General features: G+C 34.4%; 13 protein-coding genes. 3 read left to right on the forward strand and 10 right to left on the reverse strand.

The genetic code is table 11. The features are described from left to right. Window positions 1-77: 77 nt before the first annotated feature. Entirely contained in the window at window positions 78-2,624 is a 2,547-nt protein-coding gene (locus tag B0A64_RS10750; protein ID WP_089479519.1) for an ATP-dependent Clp protease ATP-binding subunit, read from the reverse strand. Between the two features lie 258 nt (window positions 2,625-2,882). Here B0A64_RS10750 and gyrA point away from each other — a divergent pair, with 258 nt between their 5' ends. After that, the gene (gene gyrA, locus B0A64_RS10755) at window positions 2,883-5,525 is read left to right on the forward strand and encodes a DNA gyrase subunit A (protein WP_089479520.1); all 2,643 of its coding nucleotides are present in this window, start codon (window positions 2,883-2,885) and stop codon (window positions 5,523-5,525) included. Window positions 5,526-5,565: 40 nt separating this feature from the next. Continuing rightward, a complete protein-coding gene (locus tag B0A64_RS10760) occupies window positions 5,566-6,834 on the forward strand; it encodes a tetratricopeptide repeat protein (protein WP_089479521.1) in 1,269 nt (422 codons plus the stop codon). A 75-nt stretch (window positions 6,835-6,909) separates the two neighbouring features. Here B0A64_RS10760 and B0A64_RS10765 read toward each other — a convergent pair whose 3' ends face one another. The 7 genes from B0A64_RS10765 to B0A64_RS10795 all read right to left on the reverse strand — a co-directional run bounded on the left by B0A64_RS10765 (window position 6,910) and on the right by B0A64_RS10795 (window position 16,384). Beyond that, entirely contained in the window at window positions 6,910-7,329 is a 420-nt protein-coding gene (locus B0A64_RS10765; protein ID WP_089479522.1) for an OsmC family protein, read from the reverse strand. 336 nt (window positions 7,330-7,665) lie between these two features. Beyond that, window positions 7,666-9,657: a DUF349 domain-containing protein gene (locus tag B0A64_RS10770; protein WP_089479523.1), complete on the reverse strand. Its 1,992-nt coding sequence runs from the start codon at window positions 9,655-9,657 to the stop codon at window positions 7,666-7,668. Between the two features lie 248 nt (window positions 9,658-9,905). Next, complete coding sequence (locus tag B0A64_RS10775; protein ID WP_089479524.1) at window positions 9,906-10,655, reverse strand: lipid A phosphoethanolamine transferase; 750 nt, start codon at window positions 10,653-10,655, stop codon at window positions 9,906-9,908. A 241-nt stretch (window positions 10,656-10,896) separates the two neighbouring features. Then, window positions 10,897-11,646 (reverse strand): shikimate dehydrogenase family protein, encoded by a 750-nt coding sequence (locus B0A64_RS10780; protein ID WP_089479525.1) that lies wholly within the window; start codon window positions 11,644-11,646, stop codon window positions 10,897-10,899. After that, window positions 11,646-13,043, reverse strand: a complete 1,398-nt coding sequence (locus B0A64_RS10785) for a tetratricopeptide repeat protein (RefSeq protein WP_089479526.1) — start codon at window positions 13,041-13,043, stop codon at window positions 11,646-11,648. Before B0A64_RS10785 ends, B0A64_RS10780 begins: the two co-directional genes overlap by 1 nt. A gap of 111 nt (window positions 13,044-13,154) precedes the next feature. Next, the gene (locus B0A64_RS10790; protein ID WP_089479527.1) at window positions 13,155-14,363 is read right to left on the reverse strand and encodes an aspartate aminotransferase family protein; all 1,209 of its coding nucleotides are present in this window, start codon (window positions 14,361-14,363) and stop codon (window positions 13,155-13,157) included. Between the two features lie 344 nt (window positions 14,364-14,707). Further along, the gene (locus B0A64_RS10795; RefSeq protein WP_244285392.1) at window positions 14,708-16,384 is read right to left on the reverse strand and encodes an OstA-like protein; all 1,677 of its coding nucleotides are present in this window, start codon (window positions 16,382-16,384) and stop codon (window positions 14,708-14,710) included. Between the two features lie 383 nt (window positions 16,385-16,767). On the opposite strand from B0A64_RS10795, the gene B0A64_RS10800 reads away from it, so the two are divergent. Next, window positions 16,768-18,639, forward strand: a complete 1,872-nt coding sequence (locus B0A64_RS10800; RefSeq protein ID WP_089479529.1) for an alpha-amylase family protein — start codon at window positions 16,768-16,770, stop codon at window positions 18,637-18,639. Window positions 18,640-19,022: 383 nt separating this feature from the next. Here B0A64_RS10800 and B0A64_RS10805 read toward each other — a convergent pair whose 3' ends face one another. Both B0A64_RS10805 and B0A64_RS10810 read right to left on the reverse strand, forming a co-directional pair. Beyond that, window positions 19,023-20,651 (reverse strand): alpha-glucosidase, encoded by a 1,629-nt coding sequence (locus B0A64_RS10805; protein ID WP_089479530.1) that lies wholly within the window; start codon window positions 20,649-20,651, stop codon window positions 19,023-19,025. Window positions 20,652-20,787: 136 nt separating this feature from the next. After that, the gene (locus tag B0A64_RS10810; protein ID WP_089479531.1) at window positions 20,788-22,506 is read right to left on the reverse strand and encodes a glycoside hydrolase family protein; all 1,719 of its coding nucleotides are present in this window, start codon (window positions 22,504-22,506) and stop codon (window positions 20,788-20,790) included. Between the last annotated feature and the right edge of the window lie 5 nt (window positions 22,507-22,511).

Consider the following 22,511-nt stretch of genomic DNA (forward strand, 5'->3'; position numbering starts at 1 on the left):
AATTTATCTAAAAAAAATACCCGTTATGTTATGAAAACGTAACGGGTTTGTTATTTCTGTTATAAAATAAAACTAATTTATTGATTTTTCGGTTCTTCGGCTTTATGTATTTCTACTGAAAGTTCCTGAGAATCGTCTTTTAAGTCCATCAAGATTTCATCACCTGAATGTATTTTTGAAGTAATGATTTCCTCGGCTAACAAATCTTCAACATATTTTTGAATGGCTCTTTTTAGAGGTCTTGCTCCAAATTGTCTGTCGAAACCTTTTTCGGCAATAAATGCTTTTGCTTTATCGGTAAGGCTTAGGGTATATCCTAACTCAGCAATACGAGAATACAATTTTTTAAGTTCAATTTCGATAATCAAATCAATGTCGTGTTTCTCTAAAGCGTTGAATACGATTACATCATCAATTCTGTTTAAGAATTCAGGAGCAAAAGTTTTTTTCAATGCATTTTCGATAATGCTTTTAGAGTTATCATCGGCCTGAGCCACTTTGGCAGCAGTTCCAAATCCTACACCTTGTCCAAAATCTTTTAACTGACGTGCACCAACATTTGATGTCATGATAATGATCGTGTTTTTAAAGTCGATTTTACGACCTAAACTATCCGTCAAATATCCGTCATCAAGAACCTGAAGCATCATGTTGAATACATCCGGATGTGCTTTTTCGATCTCATCTAAAAGTACGACACAATACGGTTTTCTGCGAACTTTTTCTGTCAATTGTCCACCTTCTTCGTATCCTACATATCCCGGAGGCGCTCCCACTAAACGAGAGATAGCAAATTTCTCCATGTATTCGCTCATGTCAATACGAACTAATGCATCTTCAGAATCGAATAATTCTTTTGCAAGAACTTTGGCTAATTGTGTTTTACCAACTCCGGTCTGACCTAAGAAAATAAACGAACCAATTGGTTTGTTAGGATCTTTAAGTCCGGCTCTGTTACGTTGTATAGAACGTGCAATTTTTAAAACTGCTTCGTTTTGACCAATTACTTTGTTCTGAATCAATTCAGGTAATTTGGCTAGTTTATTACTTTCTGTCTGGGCAATTCTGTTTACAGGAATTCCGGTCATCATAGAAACAACATCGGCTACGTTATCTTCTGTAACTTCGATACGGTTGTTTTTAGAGTCTTCTTCCCATTGTTCTTGCGCAACAGCCAGATCTTTTTCGATACGTTTTTCATCATCACGAAGTTTGGCAGCCTCTTCGTATTTTTGTTTTTTGACTACCAGATTTTTGTTTTCACGTACTTCTTCTAACTGACGTTCTAAGTCTAAAATTTGTTTAGGAACATCAATATTAGTAATGTGTACACGAGATCCTGCTTCGTCAAGGGCATCAATAGCTTTGTCCGGTAAAAAACGCTCAGACATATATCTGTTTGTTAATTTAACACAAGCTTCAATAGCTTCCTGAGTATAAGTTACATTGTGGTGATCTTCGTATTTGTCTTTTATATTGTTCAGGATTGCAATTGTTTCCTCAACAGATGTTGGCTCAACAATTACTTTCTGGAAACGTCTTTCTAGTGCTCCGTCTTTCTCAATATATTGTCTGTACTCGTCAAGAGTTGTAGCACCAATACATTGGATTTCTCCTCTTGCCAAAGCAGGTTTAAACATGTTCGAAGCATCAAGAGAACCAGTTGCTCCGCCGGCACCTACAATAGTGTGAATTTCATCAATAAAAAGAATGATATCGTCATTTTTCTCGAGCTCGTTCATCACGGCTTTCATTCTTTCTTCAAACTGTCCGCGGTATTTTGTTCCGGCTACTAAACTCGCAAGATCAAGGGTTACCACACGTTTGTTAAAAAGAATACGAGATACTTTCTTTTGGATAATGCGCAGTGCCAGTCCTTCTGCAATAGCAGATTTACCAACTCCAGGTTCTCCAATAAGAAGTGGGTTGTTCTTTTTTCTACGGCTTAGAATTTGTGAGACACGTTCAATTTCTTTCTCGCGTCCTACTACCGGATCTAGTTTTCCTTCTTCTGCCATTTCTGTTAAATCTCTCCCAAAATTATCTAAAACCGGAGTCTTTGATTTTTTGTTTGACTTATTGGCTGGATTGTTAAAACTACTTTCTTTAAGACTGTCATCTTGTCCTGAATCGTCATTATACGATTCGTTTCTTGGCAAGTTTTCTAAGAATTCTTCTTCGTTTGGAGTCATATTTAAATATTGTTCTTTGGCTATGTCATAATCTATTTTTAGTTTATTCAATAGCTTGGTTGTTGGATCGTTTTCGTTTCGCAAGATACATAATAGCAAGTGCGCCGTGCTAATAGACGAGCTCTGAAATACTTTAGCTTCAAGAAAGGTTGTCTTCAGGGCTCTTTCCGCTTGACGGGTTAGATGAAGATTTTTCTTTTCTGCATTTACTTCAACGCTTTGATTGGCCGGACTCAGTATTTCTACCTTCCTGCGTAAATGATCTAAATCGATTGCAAGGTTATTAAGTATATGAATAGCTTTTCCGTTTCCATCCCTTAAAATGCCCAGCATTAGATGTTCAGTACCAATAAAGTCGTGACCCAAACGTAAGGCTTCTTCTTTACTGTAGGTAATAACATCTTTTACTCTTGGTGAAAAATTATCATCCATAATATATAATTGGTATTGTAAATTTAGTGAATTAGTGTTTGAAAAACAAAAACCATACCCTTAAGGAACTCCTGACAGCTAAGTGACAAAAAAAATAACAATAAAAGCGTTAAAAAACGCTTAATTTATTAACTAAAACCTAAAATAAAGTTGTTAATAAATCATTGAAATAAGTGTAAGTAAATAGCTGAAAAAATTTCAAAAAACCGTATCTTGGCACGCTTTGAAACTAATATAATTATTTAAACATAACAACTTATGTCTGAAGGAGAAAAGTTAATTCCTATTAACATAGAAGATGAAATGAAATCAGCTTACATCGATTATTCGATGTCAGTAATTGTATCGAGAGCGCTTCCTGATGTTAGAGATGGCTTGAAACCAGTACATCGAAGAGTTCTTTACGGAATGTATGATTTAGGTGTAACTTCAAGATCTGCCCACAAAAAATCTGCGAGAATCGTAGGAGAGGTTCTGGGTAAGTATCACCCACACGGAGATACTTCTGTTTATGACGCGATGGTTCGTATGGCTCAGGAATGGAGTATGCGTTATTTATTAGTGGATGGTCAGGGTAACTTTGGTTCTGTCGATGGTGATAGTCCTGCAGCAATGCGTTATACTGAGGCCAGAATGCGTAAGATATCTGAAGATATTATGGCAGATATCGAAAAAGAAACAGTTGACTTTCAATTGAACTTTGATGATACTTTATATGAGCCAAAAGTAATGCCAACCCGTGTTCCTACTTTATTAATTAATGGAGCAACAGGAATCGCGGTAGGTATGGCAACAAATATGCCTCCACACAATTTAACTGAAGTTATCAACGGTACATTAGCGTATCTTGGTAATAACGATATCGAAATTGACGAATTAATGACACATATTAAAGCACCGGATTTTCCAACCGGTGGTATTATATATGGTTATGAAGGAGTTCGTGAAGCATTTAAAACCGGTAGAGGACGTATTGTCATGCGTGCCAAAGTTGGTTTTGAAGAAGTTGACGGTAGAGAATGTATCATCGTAACAGAGATTCCATATCAGGTGAATAAAGCCGAAATGATCAAACGTACGGCTGATTTGGTAAACGATAAAAAAATTGAAGGTATTGCCAATATTCGTGACGAATCTGACAGAAACGGTATGCGTATCGTTTATATCCTGAAACGTGATGCTACGCCAAACGTAGTATTGAATACCTTATATAAATTTACGTCATTACAATCTTCTTTTAGTGTAAACAATATTGCGCTGGTAAAAGGTCGCCCACAAATGCTGAATCTAAAAGATATGATTCACTATTTTATTGAGCACCGTCATGATGTAGTAGTTCGCAGAACTCGTTTCGAATTGCGTAAAGCCGAAGAAAGAGCTCATATCTTAGAAGGTTTAATTATTGCTTCGGATAATATTGATGAAGTAATTGCTTTGATCAGAGGTTCGAAAAATACAGAAGAAGCTCGTGAGAAATTAATCGAAAGATTTAAATTATCAGATATTCAGGCCCGTGCAATTGTAGAAATGCGTTTACGTCAGTTAACAGGTCTTGAACAAGACAAGTTAAGAGCTGAATATGAGGAATTAATGAAGTTAATCGAACATTTGAAAGCTTTATTAGAAGATGTAAATTTAAGAACGAACCTTATCAAGGAAGAACTTGAAGAGATTCGTGAGAAATACGGAGATGCCCGTCGTTCCCAAATCGAATATTCTGGTGGAGATGTAAGTATCGAAGATTTGATTGCCGATGAAAACGTAGTTATTACCATTTCTCACGCAGGTTACATCAAACGTACTAACCTTACCGAATACAAAACGCAAAATAGAGGTGGAGTTGGACAAAAAAGTGCCGGAACAAGAGATCAGGATTTCCTTGAGCACATGTTCGTAGCAACCAATCATCAATATATGATGTTCTTTACGCAAAAAGGAAAATGTTTCTGGATGCGTGTTTACGAAATTCCAGAAGGAAGTAAAACCGCAAAAGGAAGGGCGATTCAGAACTTAGTAAATATTGAAAGTGATGATAAAGTAAAAGCTTTCATTTGTACACAAGACTTAAAAGACAAAGATTATATCAACAGCCATAATCTGGTAATGGTAACTAAAAAAGGTCAGGTTAAGAAAACTTCTTTAGAGAAATATTCTAAACCAAGGGTAAATGGTGTTGCTGCAATTACTATTAAAGAAGGTGATGAATTACTGGAAGCAAAATTAACCAATGGCGAAAGTCAGATTATCTTAGCTGTTAAATCAGGTAAATTGGTTCGTTTTGAAGAAACTAAAACACGTCCGATGGGAAGAACAGCTTCCGGAGTTCGCGGTATTACCTTAAAAGACGATACTGATGAAGTGATTGGTATGGTTACAGTTGATAAAGACAATGTAAACGATTCGCAAATTTTGGTTGTAACTGAAAATGGATACGGAAAACGTACCAAATTAGTTGATGACGATGGTGAGGATGTTTACAGAATTACAAACCGTGGAGGAAAAGGTGTAAAAACCCTTAATATCACAGAGAAAACAGGGAAATTAATTTCGATTAATGCTGTAACAGATGCTGATGATTTAATGATTATCAATAAATCCGGATTAACAATCAGAATGGCTATTGAGGATTTACGTGTTATGGGTCGTGCAACACAAGGTGTTCGATTGATTAACTTAAAAGGTAAAGATTCTATTGCAGCTGTAACAAAAGTTATGAAAGATGATGTTGCCGAAGTTGTTGTTGATGAAGACGGTAATGTTATAGAGTCCGTTATCGAAAGAGTTAAACCGGACTTAGAAGTTCTTGAAGACGACGGTACTGTAGAAGACGACGACGATGATGATACAGAAGAAGAATTAGAAGATGAAGATGACGCTGAAGAAGAAGAATCTGAAGAATAAATTAATAACCACACATAATTAAATATACAAATTGAATACTATGAAAAGTAAATATGTAATACTTGCGTCAGCATTATTGATTTCAGTAGCTACTTTTGCTCAAAAAGATCAGATAAAAAGTGCTGAAAAAGCGTTAAAAGGAGGAGATGCTCAAGGAGCAATTGCAATCCTGAAAGATGCTGAAAATTTGGTAGTAAATGCCAAAGATGTTGAACAAGCACAATACTACTTTGTACAAGGTAATGCTTATTTGGCCCTGGCAGATAAAAAAACAGATGAAAGCAAAAACCTTTCTCTATCTGCCGAAAGCTACAAAAAGTTAATTGATGTTGAAAAAGCTTCCGGAAAAATTAAATATTCTACTCAGGCTGCCGCTTCGATTACTGAGATCAAAGGAAAATTGATTAATGCTGCAATTGCAGACTCTAAGGAAAGTAAACATGCCGAAGGTGCAAAAAAATTGTATGATGCTTATTTATTAGATAAAAATGATACAATCAATTTATATTACGCAGCTTCAACAGCGGTAAATGCTCAGGATTTTGATCTTGCTTTGCCAATGTACGAAGAGCTTAAAAAATTGAACTATTCAGGAAAAGGAACTAGTTTTACTGCTGTAAACAAAATTTCAGGTAGTGAAGACGGTTTTAATAATGCGAAAGAAAGAGATTTAGCTGTAAAATTAGGAACTCACGAAAAACCTAAAACAGAAGCAATTCCTTCTAAAAGAGGTGAGATTTACAAAAACTTAGCTTTGATATTAGTTCAAAAAGGACGCAGCGAAGATGCTAAAAAAGCGATCGCTGATGCCAGAAAAGCGAATCCGGACGATAGTTCTTTGATTCTTACAGAAGCAAACTTGTATTTAGAATCTAAAGATTTTGAAACATACAAAAAATTAGTAGGTGAGGCTTTGCAAAAAGAACCAAACAATGCTGATTTAGTATTTAACTTAGGAGTTATCAGTGCTAACTCTAAAAACAATGCCGATGCTGAGAAATATTATTTGAAAGCAATCGAAATCAATCCAAACTACGCAAATGCTTATCTTAACCTGGCAGCTTTGAAATTAGAAGCTGAAAAACCAATTATTGATGAGATGAATAAATTGGGTACTTCTGCAAAAGATATGAAACGTTACGATGTGTTGAAAGGACAAAGAGAAAACGTTTTTAAAGGAGTAATTCCATACCTTAAAAAAGCAAATGAATTAGATCCTAAAAACGAAGATGTTTCTAAAACATTATTAGGAGTTTATAAAGCATTAGAAATGACTGCTGAAGCAAAAGCTTTAAAAGCTACAATGTAATTATAAGCAGACATAGAAATAAAAAAAACCATTCGCCGCGGCGAATGGTTTTTTTTATGCTTTAAAAATATATTTCTAAGAAACCAAAGTAGCAGAAAGTGTAATTGTTGTATTTAAAAGTTTAGAAATCGGGCAGATTTCTTTTGCTTTTGCTGCTGTTTTTTCAAATTCTTCGGCTGAGATTGCCGGAACTTTTCCTTTAAGGTCTAAATGAATCAATGTTATTGTTCCATCTTCAAAAGTAACTGTAGCTTCTGTATTTAAATCATCTGCCGTAAAACCTCCTTCGTTAAGTAAAAAGCTTAATTGCATCGTAAAACAGCCAGAATGTGCTGCTGCAACCAATTCTTCCGGATTTGTTCCAACTCCGTCTGCAAATCTTGTTTTAAAGGATAACTGAGCATTATCCAGTGTTGTACTTTGTGTGCTGATAGTTCCTTTTCCTTCCATGCCCGTTCCTTTCCAGTTGGCATTTGCTTTTCTTGTAAATTTCATTTTATACGATTTTTAGGTTTGTAATCTTTTGATTCTCAAATATAATCAATATTTTAAAGAATAATTTTATAAAATTTTATTAGAATGTTATGTTTGGGATTGAAATGAGATAAATATTGGAGTGAATTTTACCGCAAACATAGGAGGCGCATAGGTTTTATCTCGCGCAAAGACGCGGAGAAAAATAAAACTTTGCGTCTTTGCGTCTTTGCGAAAAAATGAGCTAGCATTCTTTTTATAAAACCTTTGCACCTTTGCGGTAAAATGAGCCTAACAAAAAAAGGTGTAACGAAAATATCATTACACCTTTTTTGATTATGGTAGAAACTTAGAACTTTATTCCTGTCCCAGGTTGCGCAATTGTTTCAATTTGTCTTTCCAAAGTTCAAGACTCTCTTTGTGAACAGCAATGTTTTTGCGAACTTCAAGTACTATTGAATTTTCCTTTTTAGCATTTTTTGTATTCGTAAAAAACTGAATGTTATTTTCTAATTGGAAAATTTCATTTTGAACTTCTTCAATTTTACGCATTAAGAAAATCTTTTCATTATCCAGTTTACGGGTATCGTTACTATCAGACAAAGAATCAATACGATTCGAGAAACGCATCATTTCTGTTTCTTTTTTGCTCAAACTTAATTTTTCAAAAAGAGCATCCAGAATTTTATTGAATTTTCCTTCGATATGACGTCTTGAAAAAGGAACTTTTCCGTAGCCTTTCCAGATTTCGATATGTGCTTTAATAGCATCCAGATCAGTTTTGTGGTCACCTGTAAGTTGGTAAGCTCTTAAAATATCCAGGTAAGCTTTTTTATTATCAAAAGCAGCTACTTCGTCAACGTTTTCTTCTGATTTGTGTTCTTTTAGTTTGTCAAAATAATGATTGCAGGCATCTTTAAATTCTTTCCAGATTTTATCTGAATACTTTTTAGGAACGTGACCTATTTGTTTCCATTCTTCCTGAATTTGTTTCATTACAGGAGTAGTAGCACTAAAATCTGTACTTTCCTGCAATTCTTTGGCTTTTGCAACAAGGGCCATTTTTTTATTCAAATTGTCGTTCTGATCTTTTTTAATGTCTTTATAAAATGAATTTTTAAAAGAATTAAAGTTTCTTACGGCAGTTTTAAATGCAGCCCAGGTTTCTTCATTAACGTCTGATGGTACTTTTCCGGCAGTAAAAAACTCATTTCTTAAGGTTTCTACTTTCTGAATTTGTACGAGCCATTGCGAGTGCGAGTTTACTTTTTCAGTTCCTAAAACTTCGATTTTTGCAATAATCTCTTTTTTGACTTCAAGATTATTGTGTTCGTTTGCTCTTTGGCTCTCAAACAAAACCTCTCTTTTATCATGTATTTTTTTAGTCAGTTCGCTAAATTTATTCCAGATTGTATCACGGTGCTCTTTAGAAACAGGTCCAATATCTTCTTTCCAGATTCTGTGCAAATCTTGTAATTCGCGAAATGCTTTACTAATGTCAGTTTCGTTTGCCAACTCTTCGACACGAGCAATTATTTTTTGCTTTTGCTCCAGATTGTATTTAAAATCCAGATCTCTGGCTTCACGATCTAAGTGTAAATAATCGTAAAAATTCTCTACGTGAAAATGGTAATTATTCCAAACGTGATTGTATTTGTCTTTTGGGATTGCTCCGGCATTTTTCCATCTTTCTCTTAAGTCATTAAAATGTTTAAGAGTGTCTTTGATGTTTTCCTGCGGATTGATAAGTTCTTTTAACTCTTCAACAATCGCAAGTCTGTTGTCTAAATTAGATTTTAGATTGGTTTGCAAATGCTTAAAATGCGCATTTCTTTTTTCTCTAAAAACAGTATAATATTCGTCAAATTTAGATTTAAGCGGAGAATGATATTCAAATTCCTCATTTGGATCTTGGTTAGAAGCGTTAAATTCTTCTTTTTTCTCCTCTATAAGGTGATTGTATTGTAATAAAAAAGACTTTTTAATTTCTTCGATATGATCTTTTACAGACATTACTTTATCTGTATTGATCAGTTTTTTTAGCTCATCAACAAGTGCATCAAGAGAGAAAGTATCATAATCCTGCATAGGAATGTCATGACGCTCTTTTAGCGTTTCATCTTCACTTTCTTCGGCATTCGAATTCGTTATGGCGTCTAATGCTGTCTGATGATTGTCATCTGTCGCTTCGGCTGTATTTTCTGCTTCAGTTTCAATAACTGTAGTCGAATTTTCAGCAGCTGTTTCCGGCTCTGATGTTTCAGTCGCATTATCTTGTGTAGAATCGCTAATTTCGATTTCTAATTTTCCGTCTGCTTCTTGCAGGTTATCATTCTTTTCTTCTAACATTTTAAATGTATAAGGTTTTTATTTTAAACAGAGCGAAAGATAGTAAAGGTGTTTCTAAATACAAAATAAATCCCTTGTTTATAGTGTTTTTTACCGTTAAATTCTTATTTATTGTTTCAATTTACGATTGTGATGGAAGTTTTTTTCTGTTTTTTTTGAAGTAAATTTAAATTGTAGATTGATAAAATTTTTAGAAAAATGAAATTAAATCAATATCATAAACTCAAAATTTTAGTTTTACTTCAAATTTAAAATAATATTAGTATTCCGGCTTCCAGTCCATAATTATAGGCTTTTTTTCCTCCAAATGCTACACTTGGATGGATGTAAGCGAGGTTCGAAGGGGTTATTTTACGGCCTAGTTCCAGATAAGCATTATTCTGAAAACTATTTAATGTTGTGTTGTATCGAAAAGCAACATCAGAACCAATCCAGTTTTTTCCAAAGTAATGTATGACCAAATTTTCGAATATACTGGTGTTTATTGTATTTCTATTGGCAGAACCTGCAAAGCTCGATTGATGTTCGAGAGAAGAAAACCACAAAAAACGCCTGTTAGAACCTATAAACTGCCCATAAAATAAGGCTGGTACAACAATCCATTTGCCACTGCCCAGTTTAGGATCGTTTGCAGAATTTGTAATGATGCGGGTTCTGATCGCTATTCCTCTTTTTTTATTTATATAGGGGATATAAGTTGCGCCAAACGAAAAATCTCCAGGTCCGGTTTTATTTAAACCTGCTGTATTAGTTGATACCAAAAGCAAATCTGCCCGGATATTCCATGATTTATCTCCAATAGGCATTATCAACCTGATATCAGTAGTATTAAAGGAACCGTTATCCGTATCAAGGTATTCATTAAATACTAAAATAGTTTGTTTAAAATAATTGATACGGGCTTCCTTAAAAGGGTTTTCTTCATACTGACTACCTTGAGAATAAACAGAGTAGCAAAAGAAGGTATTAAGCACGATTAAAAAGAGTGTATTTTTCATGGCTTGTCATTAAAAAACAAATCTATGAAAATGAATTGTAGATTTTACATTTATAACAATAAAAAATAAATAAAATACTACATTTTGTGAATTTAATGATGTAAATTTCTTATTATATATTTTGTTTAAACTCAGAAATTATATCAGCGTTCTAAATTTAAGGTTGTAACACAGGAGTAGTATTATCCAATTCTAAAGAGATGGATAACAGGTAAGTTATAGGATGTGTGGATTTGGTAATTTATTTATTCCAGATTTTCCAGGCTTTCTCTGCCTGAAAAATAAGCATATCATATCCGTTTTTAATTACTGCTCCTTTTTCTTTTGCATTTTTAAGAAACTGTGTTTCTGCGGGATTGTAAATTAAGTCGTATGCGATATGTTTGTCTGTAAAAAACTCGTACGGAAGATCAGGGCAAGCTTCAATATTTGGACTTGTTCCTACGGGTGTACAGTTGATTATGATTTGAAAATTATCGAAAGTTGTAGCATTTATCAAATTATAATCGATGATGTTTTCCTTTGCTTCTCTGGAAACAAAAGTATACAAAATGCCTAATTCATCCAGAGCAAAAGCAACACCTTTTGATGCGCCGCCTGTGCCTAAAATAAGTGCTTTTTTATGATGTGGTTCTAATAAAGGTTCCAGTGATTTTTTGAAACCATAATAATCAGTATTGTACCCTTTTAATTTTCCGTTTTTGGTAAATTTAATCGTGTTTACAGCACCAATTAAAGAGGCTTTTCTGGATAGTTTATCTAAGAATGGAATGACTTGCTCTTTGTACGGAATGGTAACATTTAGTCCTTTTAGATCCGGATTATTTTTTACTAATTCAGTAAAATAATTAATGTCAGCAATATCAAAATTTTCGTAGCTGTTGCCGGCAAAGATTTCATCACTAAATTTTTCTGTAAAATATCCTTTAGAAAAAGAGTAGCTAATGTTGCGGCCTAACAAACCAAAACGTCTTCTTAAAATATCAATCATTATTCTTTTCTATGTTTTTCTATATAATTTTTCACCATTTTTTTTGACCATACTACCGAAAATAAATCTTCGATTAAAATGTAGTTCTCAAAGTTTAAACGCAAACCATTGCTCAAATGAAATTTTGCTTTGGTATTGTCCTGAATCATGAAATATAGTCCTGCCAAACGATATTCGACTTCGTTTTCTTCAGGAAAATATTCAGTTGCTTGCAATAAAGTCTGAATAGCACTTTCGAACTCGCCTAAAAACTGAAGGATATCTACCCAAAACAACCAGGTATCTAAGGCATAATCTCCAAATTCTACTGCTTTTCTATAGCCAAATTCAGCTTCTTCAAAAAAGTTCATTTGTTTGTTGATCGTTGCATAACGTTTCCAGTACAAACGATTTTGATTGTCGATTGCTAATGCTTTATTGACAAAAAATAATGCTTTTTGAAAGTTTTTCTGGCGCACATGAAAGTCCGTAATGGCGATCCATCCTTTGTCTAAAAGCGGATCTTCATGCACGGTTTGATTGTAATATTGTAATGCTTTTGCCGAATTCCCGAGTTTTTCGTAACATTTTCCGATACGCAACAGGGCATAAGAGGTAGCATCGTCTAACTCGATGGTTCGGTTGTAACTTTCGATAGCTTCGGCGTATTTTTTAAGACGCTCATACGCTTTTGCTTTTTCCATAAATGCACCCAAAAACTCATCGTCGATCAGGGTTGCATAGTCAAAAGCACGAATTGCATTTTCGTATTCTTTTACACCATAATGCAAACGACCAAGCTGATGCCAGGCAATTTCGCTATATGGGTTTTTATTGATATAATCGTTTAGGTATAAGATAGCTTCCTGGTTTTGATCTAGAAATTCAAAGCAATACACCACGTTATACAAGGCAGACTGATCTTCTAGATCTTCTTCGAGACATTTAATAAAACTGTCTTTTGCCAACTCGAGGTTATCCATAAAAAGATATTCCATTCCAATTAAGTTATACACGTCAGCATAATCATCTGTATATTGCAAAGCAATTTTAAGCAACTCTACCGCTTTTTCGTGTTGATCTCTTTTAGAACAAATATTGGCTTTCTGGATATAAATTTCCTCATTGTTAGGTTCAATTGCATATAACTCATTCAAGAGCTTCTCAGCGATTTCTAGTTTGTCGTCGTAAACCAACATTTCTACTTGTACTAATTTTAAGCCTGTAGATTTTGGGTGTTGATCTAATGCAAGTTTTAAGGCTTTTTTTGCTAAATTAGCCTTGCCTATGTCTAAATAATGAAGAATAATTTCTTCAAATTCTTCAGAATCAAAAAAGAGTACTTTGTTTGTTTTTAACATTGACTCAAATTTGGATAGGGATAGGTTATAATCTTCTTCTTCGTTGCTTAATTGCATACTGTCTTTATTTGAAATTAGCCTGTTATAAATTTAGGCAACCATATTATTGTTGTGAGGAATGAAAATTAATTGTTGTGAACAATTTAATTAACAATATGGAAATATTTTTTATGCTGTTTTAGTAACTAATCTTTTATTTTTCATGATTTCATCCATAACTTCGATTATTATGGCACAACCTTCTTTTATTTCCTGTTCAGAAATGGTCAACGGTGGTGTTATTCGTATTGCGCATCCTTCAAAGAGCAACCAGAATAAAATAAGCCCTTTGTCCTGACAGTTTAAAATTACCTGATTGGTTATTTCGGCAGTTTCAGTCATGGCGGCAAGCATTAATCCTTTTCCTCTAACTTCCTTTATCAAAGGATGTACCAAAAGCGATCTAAAGAGTTTTTCTTTGTTTAAGGCTTCTTGCATCAGGTTTGTTTCAGTTAATTCCTGCAAAGTAGCTAAACAGGCTGACGCAATGACAGGGTGTCCCCCAAAAGTGGTTATATGCCCTAATTTTGGGTTTTCGGTCAATAGGTCCATTTTTTCTGCCGAAGCCGTAAAAGCTCCCACCGGCATTCCGCCACCCATTCCTTTTCCCATAACTACTATATCCGGAACTACGTCATAGTTCTGAAAACCAAATAGTTTTCCGGTTCTCCCAAATCCAGGCTGAATTTCGTCTACAATCATCATGGCGCCAACTTCATCACAACGTTTGCGCACTTTTTGTAAATAATTATTCTCCGGCTGGATAAATCCTGCTCCCCCTTGTATGGTTTCTAAAAGTATTGCAGCAGTTCTGGTGGTTATTTTTTGTAAATCTTCTTCGTTGTTAAAGGTAATAAAATCAACATCCGGAAGCAAGGGTCTAAAGGCTTGTTTGCGTTCTTCAAATCCCATAACACTCATCGAGCCCATTGTGTTACCGTGATAAGCGTTATGACATGAAATAAGCTGACTACGACCTGTACTTCGTTTGGCTAATTTTAATGCGCCTTCGATAGCTTCTGTGCCTGAGTTTACTAAATAGGTTTTGTTTAATGATTCTGGCAGGAGTGAAGCTAATAGTTTGCAATATTGTACGGCCGGGCTTTGCGAATATTCCCCATAAACCATAACGTGCGAATATTTATCCAACTGATCTTTTATAGCCTGATTGACTCTCGCGTGTTGATGCCCAAGGGTACAAGCGGAAACACCTGCAACAAAATCTAAATATTTTTTATCGTTTGTATCGTAAATATAGGAACCAATTGCATGCGAAACCTCCATTCCTAAAGGATAAGGAGATGTTTGTGCCTGGTATTTAATAAAATCTGGATTCATTTTTTTTAAAGGTTCAAAGTGACAAAGGTACTAAGATTGGTCTCAGTCACAGTTTTTGGTCTCAGTCTGAAAACTGTGACTGAATATTGTGACTGAATTTTAACCGCAAAGATCGGAAAGATTTGTGCAAAGATCGCAAAGTTTTAATCAAGCTTACATTATTAAAATGAAAACATCTTAAATTTTGATACTAAAAACGGTAACAACGACTGGATTTTACCGCAAAGGGTACAAAGTTTTAATCAAGTTTATATTAAAAATGCAAAGACCGCAAAGCTTTGAGACTGAAAACTGAGACTGAGACTAAATTTTGTAAACTGAAAACCTTGACTGCGACTAAAAAACTACTTTTTAGTTTTAGTACTAGTTTTTGCAGCACCTTTTACAGCGGGTTTCTTCTTGTCGTAATCTAAGGTTTCTTTCCTGATTTTCATCGGAGTGTCTTTGTCTTTAGCTTCTTCGTCTTTTCCTTCCTGAACTAATTTATCATTAAGTTCATTGTCTTCGGCAGAAAAAATATCATCTTTCGATTTTATTCTTTCGTCCCCACGCCAGCGCAGGCCTTTTAGCTTACGGGCATTTTCGGGTAAATCTGCTTCCGGAAAAATTTCACCATCTACTTTATTAAAAAAAGTAATGGTTTCTACGGCATTATTTTCTAGAATCAGATTGATTTTACTACTTACATTTTTATTGATTCCAATAAGTTCGTTGGCATCATTTCGCATATAGTAAATGACTTCGGTATTCTTGATGACATCAACATCATGAAGCTTTCCATCCAGAAATTTTCCAAACAAATTGAGCCCCTTGACCTGATTAAATCCGGTGCCAAGGGTATCCCTAGAGACGATAAAGGTATTGTTGAGGACTTTTAATGAGTCTAATTTTTTGGTGTTATTATCGCCAATTAAATGCATGACATCTCCTGTAATTTGATTCTCGCCATTCCACAAAATTGGATTTCCAATTAATTTTGTCAAAGCCGTTTTAGAGTTCGAATGTATCGAATCGCATTTTCCGCTCATGTCTACTTTATAAAATCGGACATTTTTATACGCTCTTAAAATACGTTCGCCTTCTTTTCCGGTAACCATTAGTTTTTGTCCGTGAATGTAAACAGAATCTTTTTCGACCAAGTTTATCGCTACAGCTCTTTTTGTTACAAACATCGAATCTTTTAGTTTGTAAATTTCAGCATAATGTCCTTTTACGATTCCGCGATTTATGGAGTCTGTAATTTTTACATTTCGGGTTGCCGATGCAAATTCAATATTTCGATTGTAATATAAACTATCCCCTTCTATACGTCGATCATCATATTTGATGTATGATTTTCTTAAAAAATGAGCGAGGTTTTTCTTCGTGTCATAAAATCCTTTTTCCGTATAAATATAATTAGCCTGACTTGTTATTGTCGATGGACCAAATAAATAAGTATGCCCTGAATTGCTGTAATAATCTAAATGATTTGATTTTATAACATATTTTGGGTTTGTAATGGTAACTTCAGTCAGGAATTGAAATTTCTTTTCGGCAACAAAATACCTTCCTGATTTACTCACCAAAGTATTTTCTTTGTTAACGATTGTACCTTTTGTATTGTAAAAAACCTGTTGTACATTTCGATCAAAATTTATAGTATCTGTGCGTAAAGTAGCATCTGGAGAACTCATAACAGCATCTCCGGTCGCGAAAGCCTTTTTTTGATTCCCACTATATTCAGCATATTTACTGTTTAGAAACAAAGTATCGCCTTGCACTAATTGTACATTTCCAAACGCTTTAAGGTAGTTTTCTTTCTGAAAAAAGTATGCTTTGTTGCAGGTTAAGACAACACCGTCATGATTTACTTTTACATTTCCGGTTAGTAAAACCCCATCTGGTACCAAGTCCTGATTGATTTCTACTAAATCTGAATTTTCAATATTAATTACTTTTGGCTTTGGTGCTTGTGCAAAAATGAATTGTACGCTTAATAAAAGCAAACAATAGGATATGAAAAATAGTGCTTTCTTCAATGGATTAAATTTTTGTCAAATTTATGAAAAAGGTTACAACCTTTGTTTATATTGTGATTAATTTAATTGTTTCTTTTTAGGCGCAAAGGTTCAAAGTGACAATGGTTCAGAGGTTTTATAAAATCTTCGAATTTTTAATAATTTATTGATGGATTATTTCTTTTCAGTTTAGATTAGCAAAGGTTTGCAAACATTTAATCTTTGTTCTTTTGCATTTTTGCGACTTTGAGCCTTATATTAATTATCAACAAAATCTAATACTCTTTCGTTGTAGTTTGATTTTTAAACTAAAATAAGAGCAAAAATATATTTTGTTCCCTTTTCCATTTAAAAATAAAGCTAAATTTAGAAATTCAGAAACGAATTAGTTTATAGAACGAATTATGATAAATAAAAAAGTTTTTGTTGCAGGAATGGCTGCAACCATGCTATTTTCGGCATGTAAAACCAAAGATTTAAAAATGAATACAGCTAAAGAAGAAGTCGCAACGGATAAGAAAATTGTAGTGTATCAGGTTTTTACCCGTTTGTTTGGAAATAAAAAAACAACGAACAAACCCTGGGGTACAATTGAAGAAAATGGTGTAGGTAAATTTAATGATTTTACAGATAAAGCACTTCATGAGATTAAGGATTTAGGTGTTACTTATATTTGGTATACCGGTGTTCCGCATCATGCTTTGGTTAGGGATTATAAGGCTTACGGAATTTCTGATGATGATCCCGAAGTGGTAAAAGGCAGAGCTGGATCGCCTTATGCAGTAAAAGATTATTATAATGTAAATCCTGATTTGGCGGTGAATCCGGCAAACAGATTACAAGAATTCGAAGAGTTGATTGCACGTACGCATAAAGCAGGTTTAAAATTGATTATTGACATTGTACCCAATCATATTGCCCGAAAATATGAAGGGAAAAATAATCCCGCAGGTGTTCGTGATTTTGGAGCCAATGATAATGTAAAAGTTGAATACAGTAAAAACAATAATTTTTATTATATACCAAACAACCATTTTGAAATCCCCGATAATGATATTCCGTTAAACGGAGAAAAAAATCCGCTTGTCGATGGCGTATTTGATGAAAATCCTGCAAAATGGACCGGAAATGGTTCTCGTAAAGTAAAACCAGATCAAAATGACTGGTATGAAACGGTAAAAGTAAATTACGGAATTCGTCCGGATGGTTCTAAAGATTTTCCTGAGCTTCCGGCAGGATTCGATCAGAAATCGCATGTCGATCATTTTGCTTTTTGGCAGGATAAAGATGTACCGGATTCCTGGAAGAAGTTTAAATCTATCGCTTTGTATTGGATTGATAAAGGTGTTGACGGTTTTCGTTATGATATGGCAGAAATGGTTCCGTATGAGTTTTGGAGTTATATGAACTCTGCTATCAAGATGAAAAATCCAAATGCTTTTTTATTGGCAGAAGTATACAACCCGAATGAATATCGCAATTATATTCATTTAGGAAAAATGGATTATTTGTATGATAAAGTTGAAACGTATGATAAGCTGAAAGATGTAATTCGCGGAAAATCGAATCCTGACGAATTGTCTAATATTCAAAAAAGAATGTCTGATATTGAACACAATATGCTCCATTTTTTAGACAATCACGATGAACAGCGTTTAGCAAGTCCTGAATTTGCAGGAACTCCGGAAAGAGGAAAACCTTTACTGGTGGTTTCTGCCACAATTAGTACTTCGCCAACAATGGTTTATTTTGGTCAGGAAGTGGGCGAGGCCGGAAACGAAAATGCAGGTTTTGGAACGCATTCCAGAACTTCGATTTTTGATTATATTGGAGTTCCTAATCACCAACGCTGGATGAATGGTGGAAAATTTGATGGCGGACAACTTTCTGAATCTGAAAAAAACCTTCGTGATTTCTATAAACGATTGCTTAATTTTTCTATTAATAGTCCTGCTTTAATGGGGCAGTTTCAGGAGATTCAAACTATAAACCGTCAGAATAATGCCGGTTATGATGAATTGCTTTATTCTTATGTTCGTTGGTCCGAAAATCAAAAATTAATTATTGTTTCGAATTTTTCTTCTGAAAAAACAAGTACGTTTAATTTGAAGATTCCATCTGATGTTATTCTAAAATGGAATTTAAAAGATGGTGAATATGTACTTACGGATCAATTGTATTCTAATAAGAAAAATGTTTTGGTTGTAAAGAATGGAGAAGGAACTGTTATCGTTGAAATTGCGCCTTCGGAATCATTTATTTATGAAGTAAAATAGTTTTAAATAAATAATTTAAAAAGTGTGTTTGAACTCGAAAGCTTTTCAATCACTACGCTTCGGTCAATGTCATTAAGTTAAACTTTTAGAAAACAAAACTATTCTCATAAAAACGCAAAGCTTAAACACAATTTTTTGAGACTCCAGCTTTAGCTGGAGTTTATATAAAATCAATCAGATTGGCTTTAGCCAAAATGAGTTGTTTGGCTAAAGCCTTATTGTTTGTGTAATAGGTTTCTCCAGCTGAAGCTAGAGTCTATTCAATAAGTTTAATACTCAAAAAAGTGGCGTCTTTACGCAGTTTTTGAAATATTATTGTCTTAAAAAAAATCATAACTTAACTACATTGGGCTTCGGGACTGTCGGGTTTAAGATATAAGAACTCAATTTTTATAAACAATAAAGCTGTTTGATTTTAGGGTTTTACTTCCCATAAGAATTTTAGCATTTATAGGTATTTGCACTTCCTTTTTTAAACCAAAGTTGATTATAACCATAATTTTTTCTCCTTCGAAAGATCTTGTAAATGAAATTTGATCTTTTGAAGATTCAAGATTTTGATAAATTCCGTATTGTAAAACTTTTTCCTTATTTCTTAAAGCGATAAGTTTTTTGTAATTGTTTAGTATTGAGTTTTTTTGAGGTGTCAAAACCGCAACATTATTTTTCTTATAATCCGGATTAATTTTTATCCAGGTTTTTTCTTTAGAAAATCCGGCAAACGAATCTGGATTCCATTGCATCGGGCTACGTGATTTATCGCGATTGTGCTCATTTCCCTCAAGAAGTGCTTCGTTGTTATTTTTGCCTTCTGCAAGTGCTAATTGATAGTGGGTTCTTCCTTGTATATCGACCATTTCGTCAATATTTTGTGCGATAATATTGTGCATACCAATTTCTTCGCCATAATATACAAACGGAACTCCTTTTGCGGTTAGTATCAAAGCAGCAAGTGCCGTGGCTTTATCCTGATTTCCATTTGCCAATCTGTCGATCACTCTGGGCATATCATGACTGCCAAAAAATAGCGTAGGGTAGTTGCTCATGTTTTTCTCCATGCTTTGCAACTCATCAAATATACGTTGGGTCGAAAATTCTTTGATACTGCCAAAGTTGAAATTAAAAACAACATCTAATAAATCCTGCGATTGGTATTGTTTGAGAACTTCGATTTTATCACTTCCTATTTCTCCCACAATAAAACGATTATCATATTCGCTTACAGTAGATTTTATAATGCGCATGGCATTTTTTACACCTTCCTGATCAATATCGTTTATGTGATCTTGCTCCCCGTTTTTTGTTGGATTATCTTTTGTGATTCCGTTTGTATTCAAAAAATTGATTACATCCAATCTAAAACCATCCACTCCGGCATCAAGCCAAAAACGCAATACATTCTGGATCTCTGCAACTACTTTTGGATTCGACCAATTAAGATCGGCCATTCTTTTATCAAACTTATGATAGTAATATTGATTGGTTAGATTGTCTTTTTCCCAGGCAGTCCCTCCAAAAAAAGATTCCCAATTGTTAGGTTTATCTTTCCATATATAATAATCGCGATACGGATTGTCTTTTGATTTTCTGGATTCCTGAAACCATTTGCTATCTGTAGAAGTATGATTAAAAACCATATCTATTATGATTTTAATGTCTCGTTTGTGTGCTTCATTCAGGAAAGTATCAAAGTCAGCTTTATTTCCGTACGTAGGATCAACTTCATAATAATCGGCAACATCGTAACCGTTATCTACTTTCGGAGATTTGAGAAAAGGAGTAAGCCAAATACCTTTTATACCCAGCTCTTTGAGATACTCTAATTTTTGAGTCATTCCTTTAAAATCGCCATATCCATCGCCGTTGCTATCTGCATAACTGGGCATATAGATTTGATAAAAAACAGATTCTTTCCACCATTTTTGATCAATTGCTGTTTTTTGAGCAAAAGTTGGGTTTGCGTTTAGTATTACTAGAAAAAAAAATATACAATTTAATATATAGGGCTTCATAACATTATTTTCGGGTTAAGTTATTTTACTTAGAAATGACATTGATTATTCGTGCAAAGACGCAGAGCCGCAAAGAAAATAGCTTGTAAAACTTGACTTAGCGGCTCTACGTCTTTGCGCGAGAATTAACAATAAACTATTTTTTCTCTGACGATTTATAATCAACCACAACACCATCGACTAGCATTTTTTGACCTTCATAAGTCACTTTTCCATTAGAAGGGACACAAACAATTACAGCTGAGTTTAAAGCACCAATATTTATTTTAGCAGATGAAGTAACATTTCTTGCTACAAAAGTTCCGGAAACAGTATTGTATAAATCGACTTTTTTACCTTTTTCAGTTTTTATAGTAACCGTTTTATTTGTTGTATAAGGGTTATAATACAGGTATGATGGATAGGCTTTGTCACTAAAAAAATCGGTTGCCAATAAATCCAGTTGCAATATTCCGATAACATTTGTCGCACGGATGATACTACCAAAAATGCCTACGTGTCCACTTCCGTAAACACTAAACTGTGATTCTTTAGGATTTTCTCCCAATACCCAAAGCGGACCGTCGCCTTGTGCTACAGGACCTTTTAAGTGTTCATATTCTTTATAACTGGATTGTTTAATGATACCTTCGTAAGCGATTACTCCTTTTGTCACTTGGGCAAGTTCAGGAATGGTTTCATGCTCATTCGGCATATATTGAGGATAGAAAAAACGAGAAGCATTTGCTGCATTCAGCATCCATTTTCCAATTGCGGTTGCATACGACTGATCGTATCTTACCATTGGTACTAATGGCCAGGCGGCATCATAGGTATTCATCAGAAAGCCGTAACCACCATGATCTACTGTACTGCCAAATGTTCCTGATATATCTATACCGTTCCAGTTACCCACTAATGCACCCCAGCCTTCACGACAAATAGGTGTGCCGTCAAATGTCCAGTCGAGCATTTTGTTTGTGTTGTATTTAGCGCTTTCTTCGGCATTGATTCTTGCCGCTAAATAGGCCCCAAACGGCATTAAAACTTCATAAGTAGGATTTTTTGATTGTGATTCTAATGCAGCTAATGCACTTTTTGCTCCTTTTAAATACTTAGCGTCTCCAAATTTTTTATACGCCATATACAATACCCAGGCATGTCCCGCTGCTGCATCAGGTTGCGCACAGATATGGTTGGTCATGGGTGTCATTTTATTATAATCGAAATAAGAATATTCATAATTTCCGTTTAAGATCACATCGGCTTCATAAAATTTATCGGCAATGCTTCTGGCAATTTCTGTAAATCCGGGTTCATTAGGGTATTTATCATAAACAGCATAAAACAGCAGATTAGGATATACATCATACCACCAATCACGTCCATAACCACCGCCTAATAAAGCTACTTCCGGACAGGTATTATTCATCATAATATTCCAGTTCGTTTCTTTGTTGAAGTAATTTTTAAGCATTCCTACATAGTTCAGCTTGGGTTGGTTTTTGTCAATACCTACCAATGTAGCTCCTAACGTAGCTCCCATTGTGGCAAGCGCTTCATGAAACATTCCGCTATTATGATCAGGACCTTGTCGAACATCGCCTACAGCTGTATATAATCCGACTACGGTCTCTGGGAAATTCTTTTTAGTATCATCCATCCATACCATTGGCCAGTATTTGCCTTTGGCATTAAAATCATAAACGGTTTTATCAAAGTCTATTGCCAGTTTTTTATAATCGATAATTTTTAAAGGTTGCGGCAGATTGGGCATTTGGTCTACACGAAGAATGTTTTGTTGTTTTACTTGTGCTGTTGCATTTAAACTAAACAGGAACAGGAACGAAGTTGTAATTTTTATAAACGTATTCATAGTTA

Source organism: Flavobacterium araucananum (assembly GCF_002222055.1).
Classification (GTDB): Bacteria; Bacteroidota; Bacteroidia; order Flavobacteriales; family Flavobacteriaceae; genus Flavobacterium; species Flavobacterium araucananum.